General features: G+C 58.0%; 23 protein-coding genes. 9 read left to right on the top strand and 14 right to left on the bottom strand.

Annotated features, from left to right (window positions below):
* Positions 1 to 241 precede the first annotated feature (241 nt).
* Complete coding sequence (locus ENN40_02625) at positions 242 to 421, top strand: hypothetical protein (protein ID HDP94237.1); 180 nt, start codon at positions 242 to 244, stop codon at positions 419 to 421.
* Between the two features lie 18 nt (positions 422 to 439).
* Here the strand turns inward: ENN40_02625 and ENN40_02630 are convergent, their stop codons facing one another.
* On the bottom strand, positions 440 to 1,417 hold the full coding sequence (locus ENN40_02630) for an FHA domain-containing protein (protein ID HDP94238.1): 978 nt from the start codon (positions 1,415 to 1,417) through the stop codon (positions 440 to 442).
* A 102-nt stretch (positions 1,418 to 1,519) separates the two neighbouring features.
* Here ENN40_02630 and ENN40_02635 point away from each other — a divergent pair, with 102 nt between their 5' ends.
* Positions 1,520 to 2,245 carry an ABC transporter ATP-binding protein gene (locus tag ENN40_02635; GenBank protein HDP94239.1) on the top strand — a complete coding sequence of 242 codons (726 nt, stop codon included), beginning with the start codon at positions 1,520 to 1,522 and terminating at the stop codon, positions 2,243 to 2,245.
* Complete coding sequence (locus tag ENN40_02640) at positions 2,242 to 3,918, top strand: hypothetical protein (protein HDP94240.1); 1,677 nt, start codon at positions 2,242 to 2,244, stop codon at positions 3,916 to 3,918. Before ENN40_02635 ends, ENN40_02640 begins: the two co-directional genes overlap by 4 nt.
* Positions 3,919 to 3,938: 20 nt before the next feature.
* Here ENN40_02640 and ENN40_02645 read toward each other — a convergent pair whose 3' ends face one another.
* Positions 3,939 to 5,009: a DUF3810 domain-containing protein gene (locus ENN40_02645; protein HDP94241.1), complete on the bottom strand. Its 1,071-nt coding sequence runs from the start codon at positions 5,007 to 5,009 to the stop codon at positions 3,939 to 3,941.
* A 331-nt stretch (positions 5,010 to 5,340) separates the two neighbouring features.
* On the opposite strand from ENN40_02645, the gene ENN40_02650 reads away from it, so the two are divergent.
* Complete coding sequence (locus tag ENN40_02650) at positions 5,341 to 6,084, top strand: hypothetical protein (protein ID HDP94242.1); 744 nt, start codon at positions 5,341 to 5,343, stop codon at positions 6,082 to 6,084.
* Positions 6,085 to 6,092: 8 nt separating this feature from the next.
* On the opposite strand, the gene alr is transcribed toward ENN40_02650, so the two are convergent.
* Positions 6,093 to 7,259: an alanine racemase gene (alr, locus tag ENN40_02655; protein HDP94243.1), complete on the bottom strand. Its 1,167-nt coding sequence runs from the start codon at positions 7,257 to 7,259 to the stop codon at positions 6,093 to 6,095.
* Positions 7,249 to 8,412 carry an amidohydrolase gene (locus ENN40_02660; protein HDP94244.1) on the bottom strand — a complete coding sequence of 388 codons (1,164 nt, stop codon included), beginning with the start codon at positions 8,410 to 8,412 and terminating at the stop codon, positions 7,249 to 7,251. The genes alr and ENN40_02660 overlap by 11 nt, the downstream gene beginning before the upstream one ends.
* Before the next feature lie 110 nt (positions 8,413 to 8,522).
* Between ENN40_02660 and ENN40_02665 the strand changes: the two genes are divergently transcribed.
* The 4 genes from ENN40_02665 to ENN40_02680 all read left to right on the top strand — a co-directional run bounded on the left by ENN40_02665 (position 8,523) and on the right by ENN40_02680 (position 15,279).
* The gene (locus ENN40_02665; GenBank protein HDP94245.1) at positions 8,523 to 9,668 is read left to right on the top strand and encodes a hypothetical protein; all 1,146 of its coding nucleotides are present in this window, start codon (positions 8,523 to 8,525) and stop codon (positions 9,666 to 9,668) included.
* A 137-nt stretch (positions 9,669 to 9,805) separates the two neighbouring features.
* Complete coding sequence (locus ENN40_02670; GenBank protein HDP94246.1) at positions 9,806 to 10,261, top strand: DUF1893 domain-containing protein; 456 nt, start codon at positions 9,806 to 9,808, stop codon at positions 10,259 to 10,261.
* A 94-nt stretch (positions 10,262 to 10,355) separates the two neighbouring features.
* The gene (locus tag ENN40_02675; GenBank protein ID HDP94247.1) at positions 10,356 to 11,876 is read left to right on the top strand and encodes a DUF1846 domain-containing protein; all 1,521 of its coding nucleotides are present in this window, start codon (positions 10,356 to 10,358) and stop codon (positions 11,874 to 11,876) included.
* Positions 11,877 to 12,057: 181 nt separating this feature from the next.
* A complete protein-coding gene (locus tag ENN40_02680; protein HDP94248.1) occupies positions 12,058 to 15,279 on the top strand; it encodes a protease in 3,222 nt (1,073 codons plus the stop codon).
* A gap of 127 nt (positions 15,280 to 15,406) precedes the next feature.
* Here ENN40_02680 and ENN40_02685 read toward each other — a convergent pair whose 3' ends face one another.
* The 7 genes from ENN40_02685 to ENN40_02715 all read right to left on the bottom strand — a co-directional run bounded on the left by ENN40_02685 (position 15,407) and on the right by ENN40_02715 (position 19,193).
* Entirely contained in the window at positions 15,407 to 15,547 is a 141-nt protein-coding gene (locus ENN40_02685; protein ID HDP94249.1) for a hypothetical protein, read from the bottom strand.
* Positions 15,548 to 15,568: 21 nt separating this feature from the next.
* Positions 15,569 to 16,048: a hypothetical protein gene (locus ENN40_02690; protein ID HDP94250.1), complete on the bottom strand. Its 480-nt coding sequence runs from the start codon at positions 16,046 to 16,048 to the stop codon at positions 15,569 to 15,571.
* Entirely contained in the window at positions 16,045 to 17,109 is a 1,065-nt protein-coding gene (gene recA / locus ENN40_02695) for a recombinase RecA (GenBank protein HDP94251.1), read from the bottom strand. The genes ENN40_02690 and recA overlap by 4 nt, the downstream gene beginning before the upstream one ends.
* An 81-nt stretch (positions 17,110 to 17,190) precedes the next feature.
* Positions 17,191 to 17,676: a DivIVA domain-containing protein gene (locus ENN40_02700; protein ID HDP94252.1), complete on the bottom strand. Its 486-nt coding sequence runs from the start codon at positions 17,674 to 17,676 to the stop codon at positions 17,191 to 17,193.
* A gap of 2 nt (positions 17,677 to 17,678) precedes the next feature.
* Complete coding sequence (locus ENN40_02705; protein HDP94253.1) at positions 17,679 to 17,987, bottom strand: YggT family protein; 309 nt, start codon at positions 17,985 to 17,987, stop codon at positions 17,679 to 17,681.
* A complete protein-coding gene (locus tag ENN40_02710) occupies positions 17,984 to 18,667 on the bottom strand; it encodes a YggS family pyridoxal phosphate-dependent enzyme (GenBank protein ID HDP94254.1) in 684 nt (227 codons plus the stop codon). The genes ENN40_02705 and ENN40_02710 overlap by 4 nt, the downstream gene beginning before the upstream one ends.
* Entirely contained in the window at positions 18,651 to 19,193 is a 543-nt protein-coding gene (locus ENN40_02715; protein ID HDP94255.1) for a methylated-DNA--[protein]-cysteine S-methyltransferase, read from the bottom strand. The genes ENN40_02710 and ENN40_02715 overlap by 17 nt, the downstream gene beginning before the upstream one ends.
* A gap of 373 nt (positions 19,194 to 19,566) precedes the next feature.
* On the opposite strand from ENN40_02715, the gene ENN40_02720 reads away from it, so the two are divergent.
* The gene (locus tag ENN40_02720; protein ID HDP94256.1) at positions 19,567 to 20,265 is read left to right on the top strand and encodes a hypothetical protein; all 699 of its coding nucleotides are present in this window, start codon (positions 19,567 to 19,569) and stop codon (positions 20,263 to 20,265) included.
* Positions 20,266 to 20,281: 16 nt separating this feature from the next.
* Here the strand turns inward: ENN40_02720 and smpB are convergent, their stop codons facing one another.
* The 3 genes from smpB to ENN40_02735 all read right to left on the bottom strand — a co-directional run.
* Complete coding sequence (gene smpB / locus ENN40_02725) at positions 20,282 to 20,752, bottom strand: SsrA-binding protein SmpB (GenBank protein HDP94257.1); 471 nt, start codon at positions 20,750 to 20,752, stop codon at positions 20,282 to 20,284.
* A 125-nt stretch (positions 20,753 to 20,877) separates the two neighbouring features.
* Positions 20,878 to 22,119: an HlyC/CorC family transporter gene (locus ENN40_02730; protein HDP94258.1), complete on the bottom strand. Its 1,242-nt coding sequence runs from the start codon at positions 22,117 to 22,119 to the stop codon at positions 20,878 to 20,880.
* Between the two features lie 29 nt (positions 22,120 to 22,148).
* Positions 22,149 to 22,712, bottom strand: a 564-nt coding sequence (locus ENN40_02735) for a redox-sensing transcriptional repressor Rex (GenBank protein ID HDP94259.1), incomplete at its 5' end; no start/stop codon positions are given.

Raw genomic sequence — 22,712 nt, forward strand, 5'->3', positions numbered from 1 at the left:
AACTTTTTTCATTTTTTAAAACGGAAAAATCTGGCCGACGGAAACAGCCTATATATTAGAATAAATATTTTCGTTAAAAGTAAACTGGTGTTAAAAACTTCCACCTCTTCCGACAAAACCTTTCGATCCCTAAAATTTTTTACGATTTGTCCGCCGCTCGACGTTCAGTCATCCCTGGATTCAGGAAAATCCTCCTTAAATGCGGCTCGAATTAAGTAAGTCCGGGTGAGCTTGATGGTCATTGTCGGGTGTGGTTTTAAGAGGCGTCGTCCGCGCCGTGGGAATGTTGCGCTACGGTAAGGTCGCATCATTGGACGAGGCCATGGCCGCCGCCGGGTACCGGGATCGCAAATACTTTAACAAGTTGGTCCATAAGGCTTTCGGAAAGAGCCTGGCGGAGCTGGATGCCAACAACCAATAGGGCGACCCGAATTTGGGATCAGCGGCTGAGGGCGGAGCCCAGTAAAGAGAGCAGAAACGTAACCGCCCAGATAAGCGCCACGCCCGCCACGATGTTCAGTTCACCGGGCATGCCGGAGGGCAACAGCACGGGAAACATGCGCTGCCAGCCGGCAAGGCGGAATCCCGATGCCGCCAGGGAAATCAGCAGGCTCAGGCCGGTATAGGCGGTGGCAAACAACATGGCCGTTCCCACCCGGGATCCTTTGCCCAGGCGCCGGGCGACGAACCCCCCGATTACGGGGCCCAGGACAAAGCCGGCCAATCCCAGAAAGAGCGGCAATCCCGGGCTCATGTTCAGCCAGGGCGTATGCATATACATGAAGGGATAGGATACCGCCGACATCCGCAGCCAGGCCCGGGGGATCCCCGTCATTCCGCCGGCAGTCAGTGACGCGGCCAGTATGCCCGCATATCCCAGCAAGAACGCCGGGACCAGGCCCAACAGCAATCCCGCTCCGCGGCGGCGACGCTGTTTTGGAACCTCGGGTTCAGGTGGAATTTCCTGAGCCTCCACGCGGGGGGGTTGCGGCTCCGCGACCGCCTCCACGGGAGCCCTGGAAACGGTTTTTTCCGGTACCGGTGAACCACCGACTGATGGTGCCATGGTGGTTCGAGGCACATCGTTGGGGTCCTCAAACGCAAATTCAACCTTGTCAAAAGTAAGCCGGTCCCCGGTACGCAGCCGCTGCCGGTCCACCTTGATGCCGTTTACAAAGGTGCCGTTGGTGGAATTCAAATCTTCCACCCAGTAGCCGTCCGCCTGATGAACAATACGGGCATGTTGACCCGACACCATGCGGTCGGTCAGAACCAGGTCCAATCCGGGCGCCCGTCCCACCAGGAACACATCTTTATCCAGGAAGTGCTCGCTGTCCCTGTATGGCCCGGAAATCCCACGCAAACGCACGCGTTGAAATACCACGGTGTTCATGCCGTCACCTCCAGACCCGTTCATGGTAGCCGAACCCGATACAATGCGCAATCCCCGCAAAACCCGTTATGGCGGAAATGCGTATCAAGATTGCGACCGCCGGTTCGCTATCCTTCAGGAGGGGGCATGATCGAAATTTCGGACGTATCGAAAAGTTACAATCGCGGCGAGGTCCGCGCGGTGGACCATTTAGACCTCACCGTGCCCCCCGGAGAGATTTTCGGTTTCCTGGGGCCCAACGGCGCCGGAAAAACCACGACCATCAAGATGATGGTCGGACTCCTGAAAGCAGACAGCGGAGCCATCCGCATCAACGGGCTGGACACCCGCACCCATGCCCTGGATTGCAAGGCCCAGATCTCATACGTGCCCGAAAACCCGGCAACCTACGACCGCTTGTCGGGGCGGGAATACCTGGAGTTCATGGGGGATGTGTACGGGGTATCCCGGGAACGCCGGCGGGAAATCGTGACGCGCTGGCTGGAGATATTCGGCCTGGAGAAAGCCCTGAATTCACAAATCCGCACTTATTCGCACGGCATGCGCCAGAAAATCATTCTTCTCGGCGCCCTGCTGCCGGATACGCGGGTATTCATCCTGGACGAACCCATGGTGGGACTGGACCCCCGCTCCGCCCACCACCTGAAAGAGATCATGCGCAACCATTGCGATACCGGCGGAACACTCTTTTTCTCCACCCACGTCATGGAAGTGGCCGAACGCATTTGTGACCGCATCGGTATTATCCACGAGGGGCGCCTGGTTGCCTGCGGCAGCATGGAAGAATTGCGCCGCAAATCCCGCGACTCGGCCTCCCTGGAAAACATCTTCCTGGAGTTGACCGAATCATGACCCCGCTGGCCGCATTGATCCGGGCCGGCTGGAAAGCCCATTCGCCGTTGTCCGCCCTGAAATCGCATGTAAAAGAGAACTATCGCCAGCGATGGCTGCTCCCTCTGGCGCTGGTTTTCATGTTGGCGGTGTTTGTTACCCTGTATTTTTTTATCCTGCAACTCACCGCCCAGTTCCACGCCATACTCAAATCCGTCGGGTTGCAACGGGTTTTGCCCACGCTGGTGATCCTGGGCGCCCAGGTTACGGCTCTGATCTTCAGCATCTACAGCATGCTGGCGAACTTTTATTTTTCCCGGGACCTGGAATGGCTGATCCCCCTGCCCCTGAAACCCCGCCAGGTCGTGTTGGCCAAGTTCGCCCATATCCTGCTGAACCACTATGCGCTCCTTCTGCCCCTGGCCGGACCGGTTCTGGTGCAGTACGGAATCCTGGAAGGGTTCGGGCCGATTTACGCCGTGCGCCTGGCCGCCCTGATTCTCCTGGTGCCCCTGATCCCCCTGGCCGTTTCCGCGTTAATGGTGATCCTGCTGATGCGGGTCGTGAACCTGGGGCGCTACAAGGAAGCCCTGGTGGTGGCCGGGGCGTTGCTGCTCATGCTTCTGGCCCTGCTGCCCCAATTCCTTATTCGCGATCATGGGGGAGGCGAGGGATCACTTTCAGATCAACAGGTAATCAATCTCTTCTCCGGACCTGAAGGCATCACGCGCCGCATTACCGCGGCCTTTCCCCCGGCCCGCTGGGCCACATCGCTTCTGGACCCGGCGAACAGAACCCGGGCCGTGATCCATCCCCTGTTGCTGGCCGGATTCTCTCTGGGCGCTTTCCTCTTGCTTTTGCCGGCCGCGGAAAAACTCTTCTACCACGGACTCATCGGCCTGAGTGAAAGCTCGCGCCGCAAAAGCACCGCGGCCGGCAGCCTGCGCTTCGGCTCGGGCAAACGGCCGGTGCGGGCCCTGTTTCTGCGGGAGTTGCGCATCATGAACCGGGTACCCATGTTCCTGCTCAACGGCATGTATTCCACCCTGTTTATACCGGTGCTGCTCCTGGTCATGACCAGCACCGGACAGAATGAAAGCGCCCGCCTGCTGGGTCTGTTGACCTCAACCAATCCCGCGATAGCCGTACTGGGAGTGGCCGCGGTCTGCTTCCTTTCCGGGGTCATGAACGGCACGGCATCATCGGCGGTATCCCGCGAGGGACACAGTTTCTGGATTTCACGGATGATTCCCGTTCCCTGGCGTCTGCAGGTTGCAGCCAAGTTTCTGCATGCAGGGGCCATCGCTGTGCTGGGAACCGCTATCGCGGCCGTCATGATGTCCGTGGCCCTGGGACTTCCCTGGTGGACCGCCCCCGCGGGAGCGTTCATGGCCTTGACCGCGGCTGTCGGCTGCATCTGCCTGGCCTTGCTGATCGACCTGGCGCGGCCGTTGCTGGACTGGGTTTCCCCCCAGCGGGCCATCAAGCAGAACATGAACGTGTTTTTCGCCATGCTGCTGGACATCGGTTTGGCCTTCCTGCTCGGTGTGTTCGCCGCCCGCCTGATCCGGGCCGGCCTGTCCCCCATTTCCCTGCTCCTGGCCATTGAGGGAGTTCTGCTGCTGTTCGGCGCCGCTTCCGCCCTGCTGCTCTTCCACCTGGCCCCCCGCCTCTTCAACCGCATCCACGCCTGACCCGGACCGGATTACGGGATTCAACGCCCGGCCGCGCCGGCACGGCGCCAGGAACGCAGCAGGGCGGGGAATGATTCATAACTGAGTACTCCCGCGGCCAGCCCCTGGCTGCGCAGATACATGTTGTTCACTTGTCGCGCCGCCCTCATCAATCGGCCGCTGTACTGCCGCCAGTGCGCCCGGATGGCCGCCAGGTCCCCTTGCACCCGGGGCACCAGTTGGGCGGAAATACGCGAAAAAGCATCGGTGTTTGACCTGGAAACCGGGCCGGCCAGGTATTGCCACCATGCCAGGTGGGCGGAATAGGCCATTTCCGCATCAGCGCTTCGGGTGCATGCCAGGAATGCCGCCAGGTTGGCTTCACCTTCATCGGTAATACCCCAGGCATGGGCCAGTTCGTGCGCCATCAGGAACGGGCGGGTCACCGGCGGCAGACCGGCCGCCAGCGTGGCAGCGCCGGTAAAGGGGTTGTAGATTCCCGACACACCGAATGCCTTGAGCAACACCCCGGGATAGAATGTGCGCGCCCGTGGACGCCCGACAGCCGGCCAGTCCATGGACTCAAGCGTTCCCGCCATGGCGGCACGCACGCGCCCTTCCAGGTCATCTCCAGGACCAGGGAGGGTACGTTGAGCCCACAGGTTCAGCCCGGCTGCCGCCTGTTCCAACTCCCCGACCAGTACACTTCCTTCCAGGGGTTCCAGGGATAAAGCCAACTGGTGACGCAGGGGGATGCGGGCGTAGTTAAACCCCCACAAAAAAAGAAACAGCCCGGCGGCGGCCAGGAAAAACGCCACCAGGGAAAGAACCATGGTACCCAGGCGCTGAAGACGGGAATAAAAATCTCTTTCGTGAAACCGGAGACGGCGAATCATCCGGAAAAAGAGCAGCGCGATTAACAGGTAAACCGCCGGAAACGGCAACAGACCCAGAGTATTGTCCAAGCCCAGTCGGATCAGGGGAAAAATTCCGCGACCGTACATGTCTTCGGCAAAAGCCGGGACCCAGTGCATCACCACGCGCAGGGCGATCATGCCCAGGCCGAAGGCGATCCACCCCAGGGGCCGCCGTAATTGCCGTGATACCGCCATCCGCCCTCCCGCCAGATAGATACCACGATACAAGAGGTTTGTCACATTGTTTTTCTCTCAATGAACCAAAGGCAATTGGCGAGGGGCAAGTGGCCAGTGGCGAGAGGAAGAATAAAAACAGTTGAGAATGTAGCGGCGACCGGCCGGTCGCCCGTACTTGAAAAGAAGATGACAGGTATCAGGTGCAGGAGGCAGGGCCTTTCGCCATTGGCCCCTGGCCGGGGCGGTTCACGAACCGCCCCTTTTCTCTTTTCACTGTTTTTTCCTGTTTCGGCGAATTTGACAAAGTTTCCGCCGCCTCTTTATACTGTTGGCCGGGAGTACTCGCAAAATGGACATAAAAAAAACATCCTGCCTGGCGGCATTGATTCTGTTGCTTAATTCCATGGGAACAGCCCGGGTTGATCCCTGGTTGAAATTCAAATTAAAAGCCCATTTGAGTGTCAAACCCTTCGCCCTGCTGCGCGTGGACGGTATTCCCGCTTTGCCTCCAAAAGGACTCTTCGGCAAGGGCATCAGTGTGTTGATCCACGACGGCGGCGCCTGGACCCAGGAAACCACCATGGGCATGAAGCGGGCCACCAACACATTCATAAATAAAAATGAATTGTTGGAGATCCATAAAATCAGGTTCTTTTCCCGGGGTATTGCCTTAACCATGCGTACCTTCCGCAAGCTGCCAACCAAAGATCCAAGCCAATACCGTCATCACGAAACCAGATTCAAGTTTTTTTTCCCCGCAGAAATCATTAAAAAGGAATCCGAAGAGAACCTGGGTTATATCATCCACTGCCTGGAAAAATACTTTCATTTTGCCGCCACACCGGAAGAAGCGCGCAAAGCTGTTCCGCCCCCCCCTTCTGTCGACACCCCGCCGGCCGCAGCGCCGCACCTCCCCCGCAACGTGGAGATCCGCCTGGGCATGACCCGGGATGACGTGGAATCAATTCTGGGCTCACCGCAATGCAGGGAGTTTACCGGCACCCAGATGATTTACCAATACCCCGGCATCACCGTGGTGTTTGAAAACGGCAAGGTAAAAGCAATCCGCTTTCAGCCGGCGGGTAATTCTTGATCAGGGGATTATTCTTTCACTACCACGCGTGGAGTTTCGGCCGGTAGGCGGGCCAGCAACTCGTAGTTCAACTGGTCGTTGAACTCAGCAAATGAAGCCAGGCTGATCTCCGTATCCCCTTGGGTGCCGATGAGTACCACCTCGTCCCCGGCTTTCACTTCGGGAATCCCCGTTACATCGGCCAACAGCATGTTCATGTTCACCAGGCCGATCACCGGCGCGCGGCGTTCCCGGATCAGAACGCGTCCCTGGTTGCTCAAGGAACGGCTGTATCCGTGCGAATAACCCACGGGAATGATGGCGATCAACTTGTCCTCTTCAGCAAAGGTGGATGTGCCGTAGCTGATAAACTCCCCGGTATGAACCTGCTTGAGCACCATGATGCGGCTCTTCCAACTCAAGACGCGCCGCAGCTTCAGGGCGAATCCCTGGCGGCGGTTGCGGTAGTGGACCTGGATCTCCCGGGTGGGCCAGAAGCCATACTGCAGTATGCCGATACGCACCATGTCCATGCGCGTGCGCGGATAAGCGATGGCCGCGGCGGAACAGGCGGTATGGCGCATATCCGGGTGGATGCCGTGGTTTTCCAGCCAGTGGCAAATGCGCTCAAAACGCGTGATCTGGCGCTGAACCCGCACATGGTTTGCAATGCTCTCCGCGCCGGCGTAATGGGTGCAGACCCCCCTCACCCGCACTTCTTCGTTCCATGTATTCAGCAATTCCACCGCCTGCTTTAATTGCCTGCGGTCGAGTCCGGTTCGGTTCATTCCGGTTTCCACCTCCAGGTGAACCCGGGCGGATCTCCGCAACTTGCGTCCCGCCGCGGCCGCCGCTTCCAGTCTCGTGAGGTCGAATACAAAAAAGTCCACGCCTTCCCGCACCGCCCATTCCACGTCGTTCGCCCCCATCCAGCCCATGATCATGACGTCCGTTCCCGGTTGCTTGACCGCAACCACGCGGCGTGCCTCGTCTCCGCTGAATACAGAGAAGTGATCGATCCCTGCGGCTTCGGCCACGGGAACGAAAGCCTCAATACCGTGGCCGTACGCGTTTGCCTTAACCACTGATGAAATGCGTATGTCCGGCCCCAGAAACTCGCGCAAACAATCCAGATTCTGTTGGATAGCGGCACGACTGACCTCGATAATGGAGGTGTGGGAAGATTCAGCCGTCATGTCGTTCCTCTCCGAGCAGGCCGCGACTCAGGGCCGCGAACACGGCCACCCCCGGCTTGATCAATTCATCCGGAAAAGCATACTCCGGATTGTGCAGCCGGGGACCGTCCTCTCCGGCGCCCAAACCGAACAGGGCCGCGGGACAGAGGCGGGTGAAGTGGGCGAAATCCTCCGACCAGCGGAAAGGCTGCGTGACTTTCACCATGGGGATTGACTCCGCCTGCGCGGCGGCACGAACCCGTTCCACGGCATCACGGTCATTGATCGTGGCGGGAAAATCCTCAACCGCTTCCAGGGCGATCTTTAACCCGGAAGCGGCGGCCGTTTCCCGGGCCAATTGTTCACCGGCCGCGAACAATCTGTCCATGTCCCGGTCCGTGTGGGTACGCAACGTGGCCATGACCACGGCTTCACCCGGGGCGGTGCCGAAGGCCACCTCTCCCAGGCGGGCGTGGACAACAGTTGCCAGGCCAAAACCTCGAATCCCCGCCATTCCGGGCAGGGCGGGGATTCCCGCCAGAAGGCGTGACACGGCAGGCGCGGGAGTAACACCGTTCTCCGGCTCCCCGGCGTGGGCGGTTCGTCCCGTCAGGCGCATGATCAGTCCGCGGGAAGCGGAAGCGAATGGACCATAACGCCATACTACGCTCCCCTTGGGAAACCCGGGCAGGTTATGCAACGCAAAAGCGATATCAGGACGGATTTTTTCAAAGCCGGGGTCCGCAATCACCCGCGCCGCGCCGGTGCCGGTCTCTTCCGCGGGCTGAAACAGCAGAACCACTCGCCCGCGTTGGGGACAATGCCGGCTCAGATGCATGGCCAGTCCGCACAGGATCGCCATGTGGCCGTCATGGCCACAGAGGTGAGCCACTGCGTTTACCCGTGAGCGATGCTCAGCGTCGGATTGTTCATTGATGGGCAGCGCGTCCAGGTCGGCGCGGAACAACACGGTGGGCCCCGGATCAGGGCCTTCAAACACCGCGGCCAATCCGTGTCCCCCCAGCCCTTGCATAACCTGCGCCCGGGAGTGTCCGAGGATAAACGCCTGAATCGTGCGTGCCGTACCGGATTCCTTTCCCGACAACTCGGGATGGGCGTGAAGATGGTGACGCAGTTGAACCAGTTGCTCCAGGTCAACATCATTGACACACATGCCTTCATTGTAACGGGGATGGGGCGGGGAGGCAAATTCCAACGGAAACCCCGGGAACAAAGCCTGCGTCTAACCCGTAGATATCAGAGTTGAGCAAACAGGAGATCATGATGAAACAACGCTTCGCGTTAAGCCTCATTTCTGCAATAATAATGTGCACTTTTGCTCCCGCCCGGTCCGGCGGCACATCCGAATTGGACCTCTCCATGCCCATGGCCACCCTGGAATGGCTGGCGTTTGTGCGCGCGGGCCATACGGACGCAGACATACGCGAGCACTTTATGCGCCATGTGGCTCCCACCCCGGGATGCCGGGTCATCATCCACCACTGGGCCCGTTTTCGCAAAGACTGGAATGCCGAAACCTTCCTGGATTTCATTCTCCAGGCACTGGACCGGATCCCCGCGCCCGGACCCGAGAAAGCTGCGGATGGAACGTTGACGAGTTTCGGCCGCCGCAAAGCCTTGTGGACTGATGCGCTGCGTCACCCCGAACGCCTGGAGCGCCTCATCCAGCAACTGCAGAACCGGCCGCAGATGGCCGCGGCCCGCGCCCGTGCAGCGGCGGCACTGCCTCCGGACACCCCCCTGGATAACCGCTTTTACCTGGTGACGTTCGGGGCATCCACCGCCTTTTCCGTGGGCAGTGAAAACGGCCTTGACCTGCTGCAATTGCCGCTGAATGCAGATGGGCGCATAGACCTTGGGGAGGTTCAACGGATCCTGGCCCACGAACTCCACCACACGGGCTTTTTTTACTGGCTGAATCGCAACTTGCCGGATTTAAAGATCGCCCCGGTCATGTTGGCGGGAATCCTGGCCGCAGAAGGAATGGCATCCCATTTCATCGACCGCGTACCGGACCACCTGGCGGAGTTCCGCCAACGCAAGAACTCAATTTACGAACAGGTAGCTGCAGACTGGCAACGCCATACGGCGAACCTGCCCGCACTCTACGAACGGTCTGAGAAAGACATGCGCGACATGTTGAAAGGAAGCCTCAAACCGGTGGACGCGCAGAAGTGGTGGATGGCCGGAGCCAAAGGACCGGCTTACATCCTGGGCGCGCACATGATCGCATGCATTGAAAAGGAACTGGGGCGCCGGGCCGTGTTCGTAGTGGTTCGTGACTTCCGCGCCCTGCTCACCACTTATAACCGCGCCGCCCACCGCGCGAAACTGAGGGGTGAACACCCCTTTGTTTTCTCCGCGGACCTGGCTGCGAGCCTGGCAAATCACACGGGAACCGGCTCCTGACCTGCCCTGATCCAGAATCAGTATAAAATGAACAGGAACAACTCAACCATGTCCGTTGATTCGCTTCCCGGCCACTCAACGCCTGGACTGCTTCCCTCTCCACCTCATAAACTCCTTGTTGTGCTATACTTGCGCTGATGCCGATCAGGAAAAATTTGATATCACCAGATCAACGCCTGGATGACGCTCGCGAGAGACTCGACCGGGAAGGCTGGTCCCTGGTGGTCATTACCAATAACGGCGATTGCCACGTTTCGCATGAACGCGGCGTCACTCCCTTGCTGGACCTTGTAGAAAAACTGGCAGAAGACCTGCGCGATGCCGTACTTGCGGATAAAGTAGTGGGCCGGGCCGCCGCCTTGCTGGCTGTGGGCGCGGGCTTCTGCCGGGTATATGCCCGGGTACTGAGCATGCCTGCCCGGAAGGTTCTCCATATCGCCGGCATTCCGGTCACCTGGGAGCGCCTTGTAACGGGGATCCGCAATCGTACGGGAGACGGAAGTTGCCCGATGGAGGCGCTTACGCTGGATGTTGCCGATCCGCAGGAAGCGCTTGAAAAACTACGAAAAGTCTTGGGAAGAGGTGAAAGGTAAGGCAGTTGGGGAGTTCACTTTGCCTTGTACCCGCGGCGGTCTTGGGCTAGAATGAGGGCAAATCACACGCGCACTCAAAGGGATGGTGATCTGCATGCAGCCAAACAAGGGATTCGACAACCAATTGTACCTGAAAGAACAGACCGCGGCCATCATGGAACGCATCAAAAACGGCGGTTCAGAGCGATTGTATCTGGAATTCGGCGGCAAGATCCTCTACGACTACCATGCGTCCCGGGTTCTGCCGGGATTCCAACCCAATGTAAAGATGGACCTGCTGAGCCGGTTGAGCGATCGCGCCGACGCGATCTTGTGTATCTATGCCGGAGATATCGAACGCAAAAAGGTCCGGGCCGACTTCGGCATCACCTACGATGCCGATACGATGAAAACCATCGACGATTTCCGCGAACGCGGCATCAACATCCGCGCGGTGGTGATCACGCGCTACGACGAACAACCCACGGCACAAGCATTCAAGCACAAGTTGGAACACCGGGGAGTCCGGGTATACACCCATCGCTTTACCCGGGGTTATCCCACGGATGTGGATCTCATTGTCAGCGATCGCGGCTATGGCGCCAACGAGTACATCGAGACAGACAAGCCCATCGTGGTGGTCACCGGCCCGGGACCTGGAAGCGGAAAACTGGCCACATGTTTGTCCCAGCTCTATCACGAATACCGCCGCGGCCGCAAAGCCGCCTACGCCAAGTTCGAGACCTTTCCCATCTGGAACCTGGAACTCAAACACCCGGTGAACGTGGCCTACGAGGCGGCCACCGCGGAACTGCGGGATGTGAACATGATTGACCACTTCCACCTGGAAGCCTATGGCAAAACCACGGTGAATTACAACCGTGACCTGGAGGCTTTTCCCCTGCTGAAACGCATCCTGGAACGGATCACCGGCACTGAATGCGCCTACCTTTCACCCACGGACATGGGTGTGAACCGCGCCGGTTTCGGCATTATCGATGATGGCGCGGTGCGGGAAGCGGCCAGGCAGGAAATCATCCGCCGCTATTTCCGCTATGCCTGCGAATACGCCATGGGATTGTGCGACCGTGACACGGTTCAGCGCGTGGAATTGTTGATGAAAAACCTGCAATTGAGTGAGACGGATCGTGCCGTGGTAATCCCGGCCAGGGAAGCCGCCGATGCCGCCCGTAAAGGGGGCAAAGGACATGACGGCATCTACTGCGGCGCCGCCCTGCAACTGGCGGATGGATCAATGGTAACCGGCAAGAATTCAACCCTGATGCATGCCGCCTCCAGCCTGGTGTTGAACACGGCCAAACTCCTGGCGCAAATTCCCGACGCCATTGACCTGTTGCCGGCACAGGTGATCCAGTCACTGAACCACTTCAAACGCGACGTACTCAAGGGCCGCCAGGCCAGTCTCGACCTCTCGGAAACCCTGATCGCCCTGGCCATCAGCGCCATCACCAATCCCTCCGCGGGCGCGGCCATCGAGCAACTCGAGACCCTGGACGGTTGCGAAGTTCACATGAGCCACATGCCCACTCCCGGGGATGCGGCCGGGTTGCGCAAACTGGGGGTCAACGTCACTTCGGATCCCGAATTCGCCACCAAGGAATTGTTTGTTTCGTAAGAAAACACAAAAATGATTTCACCATTTCAGGCTACTCGCGTTTTCTCAATTTTTTTCGCATATATTGAACCAAACTTTGCCGGCATACGTCTTACTTAGTGGAAATTCAACAAAAACTCATACTGATGATTAACAACCGCCTCATCAAGTCGGACCGAACGGCAAATCATTTGGAGGAATCATGAAGCGTTTCGCATTGTTCACATTGTTGATGACTTTCGCAATCAGCGTTTTCGCGTTTAATGACGCCCGGCTATTGCGCGCCCCCGACATCCACGAAAACCGCATTGTCTTTACCTATGCCGGCAACCTGTGGACCGTGGACGCAGCCGGTGGAACCGCCGTGCAGTTGACCACGCATGAAGGCATTGAAACCGGAGCCAGGTTTTCTCCAGACGGAGAAAGAATCGCTTTCACCGCCCAGTATGACGGCAACACCGACATCTACACCATCCCGGCCGGCGGCGGTGAACCGCAACGCATCACCTGGCACCCCGGCAACGACGAATTGGTCAGCTGGACTCCGGACGGCAAGTCCGTGGTTTTCAGCTCAAACCGGGAGAACGCCACCCGCCAGCTCAAACTCTATACAATTGCGGTTGACGGCAGCCTGGCGGAAGCGCTGCCGCTGCCCCAGGGCGCGGCCGGCGAGTTCTCGCCGGGCGGCAATCGGTTTGCCTACAACCCCTTGCCGGCAAGCGTATTCCGTGCCTGGCGCCGTTACCGCGGCGGCAGCGCGCCCTACATCTGGATTTACGACACAAAGACCGGCGAAGTAACCGAGGTCCCCCGCAAAAACAGCAATGATGTTTATCCCTACTGGATGGGCGATGCCGTCGTGTTCCTATCCGACCGGGACCGGGTCATGAACCTGTACCGGTATACACCGGGCGGAGCGGTCGAGCAATTGACCCGTTATACCGGCGCGGATATCAAGAGTTACGGCACCGATGGGACCCGCCTCGTGTTCGAGCGGGAGGGACGACTCCATGTGATGGCCACACCTGAAAGCAAAGCGCGGACAATCCGCGTGGACATTCCAGACGAACGCCTGAACCTTCGCCCCCGGCTCGTCGATGCGTCCAAACTGATCTTTGGCGCCGGCATTTCCCCGACCGGCAAGCGCGTCGTGTTCGGCGCCCGCGGCGAGATCGTCACGGTTCCGGCCGAGAAAGGGGATATCCGCAACATCACCGGCACGCCGGGCGTTATGGAGCGCAGGCCGGCCTGGTCTCCGGACGGCCGCCGGATCGCCTGTTTCGGCGAGAAAGAAGGCGAATACGCCATTTTCCTCTATGACCAGAAAGGCACGGGTCAGGCCCGGGTGTTCGAAATCCCCGACCCTTCGTTCTTTTATGAACTGAAATGGTCTCCGGACAGCCGGCACCTGGCGTTCAATGATATCAAGGCCAATCTCTATATACTGGATACAACGAACGGAAAAATCACCCGGGTGGACGCCGACCCCCAGTTCCTGCGCGTGCCCTCCCCGGCCTGGTCTCCGGACAGCACCTGGCTCAGTTACCGGCTCTCCGGTGAAAACGGTTTCGGCCGCATCAAGCTCTACAACACAAAGACCGGCAAGCACGCCTTTGTAACCGACGGCATGAGCGACGCGGACAACCCGGTTTTTTCGCCCGAAGGGAAGTACCTGTTCTTTACCGCCAGCACCAACCTGGCCCAGGATACGGCCTGGCTGGACATGTCGCAATACCCCCATCACCCCACGAACAACATCTACCTGGCCGTTCTCTCGGCAAAAGAACCCTCACCCTTTGCGCCTGAAAGTGATGAAGAAGAGATCAAGAGCGAAAACGACAAGAAAGCGGATCCCAAAAAGGACAAGCCGGAAAAGAAAACCAATGGTGAAAAAAAACCGGTCCGGATCGATCCGGCAGGCATTGAAAGCCGCATCCTGGCGCTGGATATCCCCGCAGGAAGTTACTCTTCCCTGCAGACTGCAGACAACATGCTGTACTACATGAATCGCCCCCAAACCGGCAACAAGCCCTCCCTGCACTGCTACGACATGAAGGAGCGTAAAGCCAAGGAACTGGGTTCGGATCTTGGGGCTTTCATCCTGTCCCATGACGGCAAGAAAATGCTGGTGCGAAAAAACCGTACGACCTGGATGATGCTGGACGCGGGCAAGCCGTTAAAGGAGGCGAAGCCCCTGAAAACCGCCGCCATCCGCACCTGGTCCGATCCGCGAAAGGAATACCGCCAGATATTTCATGAAGCCTGGCGCATCAACCGCGACTGGTTCTATGACCCGGGCATGCACGGTCAGGACTGGCCGGCAATATGGGAACAATACGCAACCTACCTTCCCTACGTGTCCCACCGCGATGACCTGAACTACCTGATCAACATGATGCTGGGCGAATACACCTGTGGTCATGCCTACAACGGCGGGGGCATGTACCCCGACGTGGAACGCGTGGCCGGTGGCCTGCTCGGTGCGGACTACTCGGTTGAGAACGGCCGCTTCCGCATCCAACGCATCTACACGGGCGAAAACTGGAACCCGGAGCTGCGCTCTCCCCTGGCGGGTCCGGGCATCGATGTCAAAGAGAAAGACTACATAATCTCCGTGGACGGCGTGGATCTGACAGCGAATGAAAGCATCCACGCGCGTTTCCTGCAAAAGGCGGGGAAACAGGTGGTGCTGCAGGTAAACAGCAAGCCGGAAGCCGCGGGCGCCAGAGAGGTAACGGTGATTCCCGTGGCCAGTGAGTACACGCTGCGCCACCGCCAGTGGATCGAAGACAACCGCAAACAGGTGGAAAAACTCTCCAACGGCAAAGTGGGCTACGTGTACATGCCCAATACCAGCACGGCCGGATTCGATTATTTCAACCGCTACTTTTTCGCCCAGCTCAACAAGGGCGCGATCGTGATCGACGAACGTTTCAACGGCGGGGGTTTCGTGGCGGACTACGTGATCAACATGCTCAACCGCCCCTTCCTCTCCTGGTGGCAACCGCGGTACGGTGCGCCTTTCGCCAGCCCCAACAGCGGCCACTGGGGGCCGAAAGTCATGCTGATCAACGAGTATGCCGGATCTGGCGGCGACTTCATGCCCTGGGCTTTCAGGAAAACCGGCATCGGCAAGCTGGTCGGCACCCGGACCTGGGGCGGCCTGGTGGGCATCAGCGGCTATCCTCCCCTGATGGACGGCGGCTACGTGACGGCCCCGAGTTTCGGAATCGTGAGTGAAGATGGCGAGTTCATCATAGAAAACTACGGGGTGGAACCGGATGTGGAAGTCGTGATCTATCCCCGGGACTACCAGGCCGGCCGCGATCCCCAACTGGAAAAGGCGGTGGAGACCGTGCTGGAAGAGCTGAAAACCAAACCGGCAAGGAAATTCAAACACAACGGCTTCCCCCGTGGCAGGTAAACCGGCATCAGGGAATGCGGGACGGGAAGCCGAAACTTCCCGTTCCGTATCATTCCCGCACCCGATGCGGAATCAATCAAGTACTGCATTACACAACTTCTTTTAAACCTCTTCCCACTCCAACTTTTCAACTCTCCAACTTTTTGTGGTTCAAACGCGCCACCGACATTCCCGCGTGGATCAACTTACGCAGGACATCTTCACTGGATGAGGCGGGACCGATGGTGGCCACCACCTTGGTCATGGCCCGGGGAGTTAGAGCATTCATTTCAGCCATTTTCCTTCCCCCCTAACGCCGCCGTCTGGGGGCGGCACAGTAACCGGACAAACCGGACAGCAGATATACCCACGCATCCATGGGCAGGAAACGCCCGCCGGTTCGCAGTAACACCGCGCCCGAAACCGCCAGCGCCGCCACCACGATCAGGGCCAGCCCCTGCCAGGACGAACGCCGAGATTCCAGAAAAACAAAAGTTCCCAACATAAAACACGCCGCCGCCGGGAGTTGCAGGTGAGGCAGGGGGCGGCTCACCAGGATAAACAGCACGGTAGCCGCCGCCAGCAGCATGCAAGGTAAATGGGTTCGGAAACGCTCCTTCAGGGCGTGGACCAGGCCCAGCAGCAACACGGCGCCCACTACCGCCGCCATCAGGATGGAAAGGAAACGCGGGCCGGCCACTGCACTCATGGCAGCTGAAATCGGGCGGGCCGCAAAAGCCAGAACAACCAGCCCTGCAACCAGAAAAAGCGAAACGCGGTAAGATTTCAAGAATCGGCGGACTCACCCGCAGCCGGCTTCTCTTTCTTTTCCGCTTCCCCGGCCGCTGCGTCTCCGGCCAGATGCGGCATATCCACGGCGATCAGGATCTTACGACGGAGTTCGTCGTAAAGAGCGGGGTTTTCTTCCAACAACCTGCGTACCGCCTCCTTGCCTTGACCCAGCTTCTCCTCGCCATAGGAATACCATGCCCCGGTCTTGGCAACAATGTTGTTTTCAACAGCCAGGTCAATGATATCGCCTTCGCGTGACACGCCCTTGCCGAAAAGCATATCCACCTCGGTGAAGCGGAAAGGCGGAGCCAATTTGTTTTTGACGATCTTCATGCGCGTGCGGCTGCCCACGATTTCGTTTCCGCTCTTCAGGGTGAGGATCTTGCGTACTTCCAGGCGCATGGAACTGTAGAATTTCAGGGCCCGGCCGCCGGTTGTGGTCTCGGGATTGCCCATGAACACGCCGATTTTTTCGCGCAACTGGTTGATAAAGATCAGGGTGGTACGCGAACGGGAAACAATGGCCGTTAACTTGCGCAGGGCCTGACTCATGAGACGGGCCTGCAAACCCATATGGCTGTCCCCCATTTCACCTTCCAGTTCCGCTTTGGGCACCAGGGCGGCCACGCTGTCAACCACCACGATGTCCACGCCGCCGGAGCGCACCAGGATCTCGGCGATCTCAAGCGCCTGTTCGCCGAAATCGGGCTGGGACACATAAAGCTCATCGATATTGATCCCCAGCTTGCCCGCGTAGATCGGGTCCAGGGCGTGCTCGGCATCAACAAAAGCGGCGTGACCGCCGGCTTTCTGGGCCTGGGCTATCGCCTGCAAAGCCATGGTGGTTTTGCCGGATGCCTCCGGGCCGTAAATCTCCACCACACGACCGCGGGGAAATCCGCCGATACCGGTAATGATATCCAGGGAAAGGCAACCCGTTGAAATGGCGGGTGCCAGCACCGCGGCGCCGGCACCCAACTGCATGATGGCGCCCTTGCCGTACTGCTTCTCGATCTGTGAGACGGCGTTCTTGATGGCCATGTCCCGCTGGTCTTTCATTTCTGCCATGGTTCTCCTCCAAATTCAGTTATCAGTTCCGGTCCCGGGGCCGCGTCCAGATGGGCAATCCGTAAGGATTCCCTATTTTCCCAGGTATTCGACCTTATCGAACTCCGCGTCCTGTTCACGATACGACTCGATCATTTCTTTCAGGGAATTCAGCATATGCACCAGGTCGTCTTCGATTTCGCGTCGTTTGAATTTCAAATTGCGGATTTCAGCGCTCAACTCCTTCATGCGCCCCATGGCGCCGTTGAGCAACTGTTCACCCTTCATCTCAGCTTCCTTTATGATCAGTTCCGACTCTTTCTGGGCGTGCTGCTCAATCTCTTTTGAAAACTTCTGGGCGGAAACCAGGGTGTCGCGCAATACCTGCTCCCTGCGTTCAAAATGCGTGAGTTTTTCCTGGGCCCGGGCGAAATCACGACGCAGGGCCTCTTTTTCCTGGATTTCGCCTTCCAGGGCTTCCGCGACCTGGATCAAGAAACTCTTGACTTCATCGCGGTCGAATCCACGCATACGCGTGGCAAACGTCTGGGTCAGGATGTCTTGAGGCGTCAGTTTCACTATCACCCCCCCGCCGACAACCGGCCGGCGTATCCCATCAGTATACCAGTAATCAGGTTATCAATAAAGTACAGCGCCAACATAACGATGACCGGTGATATATCGATTCCTCCGATAACGGAAAACGGGATCCAGCGGTGAACCAGGCGAAAAACCGGATCGGTCAATCGCCGCAGAACCACAATCAGTGGACTGGGAGGCATCGGCCCCATCCAACTGAGTACGGCGCGGATGAGAACGACAAAGATATACGCCTGAACAGCCAGGTGAATGAGTTGCGCCAGGGCCCGCATAAAATGGCCGAGAATCACAGCGAGCGCCTCCCGAACAGGGCCGATCCGATACGCACGATGGTGGCCCCCTCTTCCACAGCCACTTCGTAGTCATTGCTCATGCCCATGGAAAGGTGCAGGACATGGAAGTTGGCAATATCGCGGGCATTCAGTTCTTCGCGCATGCGAAAAAGACGTTGGAACCAGGGACGACTCTCTTCCGGATCCTCGCTGAAGGGAGGAATGCACATGAGGCCCACCACGCGTACGCGGTTGAGCTGGGCCATGTAGTTCAACGCCTTAAACAAGCCGGATTCGGTGAATCCCGATTTTGTGGTTTCATCACCGAGGTTGAGCTCAACGAACACATCCCGGACTTCGTCGACCCGTTTGTGGATGTGCTCCATGGTTTTGACGCCGTCTACGGTTTCCACCATGTGAAAGCGATTGAGGACACGGTTGATCTTGTTTTTCTGCAACTTACCGATGAAGTGCCATTCCAGCTCACTATCGGCCAGGGCGAGCTGATGAGACTCCGCTTCCTGGAACCGGTTTTCCCCCAGCAGGTCGATCCCCGCGCGGATCGCTTCACGAATCCGCTCCACGGGTTGCCCTTTGCATGCCCCAAGGATCCGGACCTCGGCCGGGTCACGATTCACACGCGCGCAAGCGTTGAGAATGCCTTCCCGGATCAATTCCAGATTATCCTGAATGGTCATGAATCCTCCCGTTCAGGCGACCTCTATCCACCCCTTCCAGTCGGAGCCAGTACCGCTTTGCATCCAGGCCCGCTGAGAATCCACCGAGCTCCCCCCCGGAAGCCACCACGCGATGACAGGGCACAACCAGTACCAGGGGATTGCGCGCCATCGCACTTCCCACGGCGCGGGCCGCCCGGGGACTACCCGCCAGGTCCGCCAGTTTTCCGTAAGTCACCAGGCTGCCGCGTCGCACAGCTCGAAGTGTGCGCCAAACCCGTTGCTGGAATTCAGTCCCTTGGGTCCAGTGCACGGGAACATCCACCGGATCCACCGGCTCTCCGGCAAGGTAAGCCCGCAGCAGTGAGGCAACGGGATGGCCATTACCCGCAGCGCGAATGCCGGGATACGCCGCGCGCTCCCTTTCCAGGATACCGTTCATATCCTCCGGGCGCCGCACCAGTTGGGCGAATACCACATGATCGTTCTCTATTCCCACCAGCAGGCGCCCCAGGGGGTCGGCATCGATCTCCAAATAGCCATACACGTGCTATTATATCGCATCCGGAAGCAAAGATAAATGCGGGAGGCGGCAGGAGACAGGAAGGAAGGAGACAGGGAAATCAAGTGAAAAGATAAAAGTCGAAAGTAAAAAATGGGAAAGGTGGCAGAAAGGCAAGACCAAAAACAGTTGGGGAGTTGGAGAGGAAAATCAAAAAGCCCTCACCGGAAATAGTGCTTTTACTTTTCACTCTTTGTGCCCGAACGGGTATTAGACTTTCGACTTTTCACTGAGTTCTTCCTGACACCTGACACCTGGTACCTGATACCCCTCTCCTGTCACCTGATCTTTCTCTATCAAAAACCCGTATGGCGACATATGCGTATACTACAATGAGTCGCCATTCAAAGAGGACGCCATGACCCAGGTTCTACGCAACACCTTCACGAGTATTACGGGTGTGTTCAACAGCCCCGGCTCCACCCTGGCCGAAGCCGCCCGCAAGCGCCGCTTCACAGCCGCAATGCTGATCCTGCTCCTGGTGGCGGCCGCCTGCACTTGGATTTCCGCTCCTTTGCAGATGGAACGCAGCCGCGTAATCCTGGAGCAATCCTCCCTTAGCCGGTACCTCGAAGGCGAAACCGTCCACCTGACGGCCCATGGCTGGCAACGCATGGCCTTTGCCCTCTGGTCAGCCCTGATGTCATTGCTGGCGGTGGTGATCGTTGCCTTTCTGCTCTACCTCTTCTACGGAGTTGCCGGCGTTGACGGGAATTATATCCATTTTTTTTCACTCACCCTCAACGCAGCCCTGATCGGTACCGTGGTGCCGCGAATTCTTCTGACCATGGGCATGACCCAGGGTTGGCCGGTTTACAACTGGATCAGCCCCGGGAATTGGGCGCAACTCGCGGGGATGCGGGGCCCATTGGTTTCCATCCTGGGACAGATGGACCTGTTCACTTTGTGGTTCATCATTGCCGTTGCCCTCGGAGTAGCGACCTGGTCGGGAATCAGCCGGCGTCGCAGTTTCGGCGTGGCCCTGGGCTACCTGGTGTTCAAGTCAGTAGTACTCGGACTGCTGGGATTTTTCGGTTCCCGGATGATGGCCTCATAACTCTGGGGACGGAGCATCATTTGTAGTGTTTCAGCTCCCGGTCCACTTCGCGACGGATATCCCGCTCTTTGATCTTTTCCTTCTTGTCGTAACTGCGGCGGCCTTTGACCAGGCCCACTTCAAGCTTGACCCGCCCCCCGGCATTGAAGTACATGCGCAGGGGCACAATGGTGACACCCTTGACGGTCACCCGCTGGTTGAACTTGTACAGCTCCCTCGAGTGCAAAAGCAACTTGCGCGGCCTTTCCGGTTCATGGTTGTTGACGGAGGCCGAGGAATAGGGGCCGATATGGCAGTTGACCAGGAAAGCTTCCCCCGCGCGAATCTCGACATGGGAATCTTTGAGGTTGACCCGGCCCTCGCGAATGGCCTTGACTTCCGTCCCCACCAGGACCAGGCCCGCCTCGTGCTTGGAAAGTATCTCGTAGTCGTGAAATGCTTTGCGGTTGACCGTGATCACACGGGCGTTTTTGTTTTCCTTGCTCATATTCTCATGGGGACGATCGGGCCGGAGAATCCTGCCTCTTCGCAATTATACCGTAATGAAGGCGCAAAAGATAGTATCGGCAAAGGCAGACACAGGGCCTTTCCACTCACCCGGCAGCGTTTGATTCAGCCGCTCTTTACCTCCACCCTGAGGCGGATCTCACTGATCCGGCGTCGGCCCATGCGCAACGCCTGCAACTGCACGTGTCCCAGCCGGATTAAAGTGCCGGTCTTGGGAATGCGGCCATGGTGAAAAATAAACAATCCATTCATGGTCGTGTAGTCCTTGCGCAGAGGCAGTTGCAGTCCCAGGTACTCGTTCAGCTCCTCGACCGGCACGTTGCCGGGCACACGGTATATGCCGTCGGCCACGCGCCGGATGTGGTGGCGTGGAATATCCATATCACCCAGGATTTCCGTAAATATGTCGTTCAATGTCAGGATGCCGATGGTAATTCCGTATTCATCGAGGATCACCGCCATCTGCACACGCCGCTCGCGAATGCGGTCAATCACGTAATTGAGGGTGGAGTACTCGGAAATGAAGAGAGGCTCTCTGGCCAATGTTTTCAGGGGCATCTCCGGGGCGCGGCCGTTCATGACCGTCGCCAGAACGTCGCGCGCATGCACGATACCGGTGATGTGGTCCAGGTTATCCCGGTACAGGGGCACCTTGGATACCCGCTTTTCCACAATCATGCGTTTCAGGGCCTCAAAGTCGGATGACTCGTCAAGAGCCTGGATGTTTACCCGCGGAGTCATGATGCTCTTGATGTCTTTCTGGGCGATATCAATAATCTCCTTGATCATGCGCAGGTTATCCGGGCTCTGATGAAACAACTGGGTCTGGGTTTCCAGAAAATGTTTGACCTCACCCGGCGTAAACCCGTACACTTGAACCGGGTTGCGAAAAAACAGGCGCTGGAACCAGGCGGTCACCCGGACCAGGGGGAAAAACAGGTATTTAAAGAAACGCAATGGATAGGCGTAAGCATAAGAGAGGCGCTCACTGCGACGAAAAGCGTAGGACTTGGGCAGCACTTCGGCGAACAACAAGACGATCAGGGTGGTGAAAGCCGTAGACAACAGAACCGTCAGGCGCTCATCAGATACGAAATAACGCGAAAAGACCAGCGTGACAATGGACGCGGCGGCGATGTTGACCAGGTTGTTCCCGATCAGAATCGTGGACAAAAACTCATCCGGGTTCTTCAGTGTGTTTTCCAACAAGCGCGCCCGGCGATTGCCGCGGCGGGCTCTCAACCCCAGACGAATGCGATTCAGCGAAAGCAGTGCGGTTTCCGCGGAAGAGAAAAAACCGGAAAACAAGATCAGGATGAAAAACAGAAGCATGTACAAGAGGGGCATGGTTCAACCGTCAGCGACAAAAGTCGTCACTACTCTTCGGAATCCTGGTGGTAGATCTGGTAGATGATCTTGTACAGGGATGCCCCGATGCAGTCGTTGACCAATTGTACATCTTCAGCGCCTTTGGGCAATTTGAGAATTCTGGGGGCGAAATTGACAATGCCCTGGAAACCCAGCTCAATCAGCCGATCCAGGGTTTGCTGGGCGGCATCTTCCGGAACGGCAAGTACGGCGATCTTGATCTCCGGATGCTTTTTCAAATACCTTTCGAGCTCATCCATGTGCTTGATGGGAAGACTCTTGTCCTTGGCTTGCAGTTCCCGTCCCACCAGGTTGGGATCTATATCGAAAAGGGCGACAACGTTGATGTTGCGTACTTTAAAAATCTTGTACTGTGCCAGGGCGCAACCCAAGCGACCTGCGCCGACAACCACCACGTCGGCACCGCGGTCAATGGAAAGCACACGACGCAACTCGGCGAAGAGTTTCTTGACCTGGTAGCCTTTCTTCTGCTTGCCGATCGAGATTCCCAGGTAAAAGAAGTCCTGGCGCACCTGGTTGCAGGAAACGCCGGTGATCTCCTCCAGTTTCTT

Source organism: Candidatus Aminicenantes bacterium (assembly GCA_011049425.1).
In the GTDB taxonomy this organism is placed as follows: domain Bacteria; phylum Acidobacteriota; class Aminicenantia; order UBA2199; family UBA2199; genus UBA876.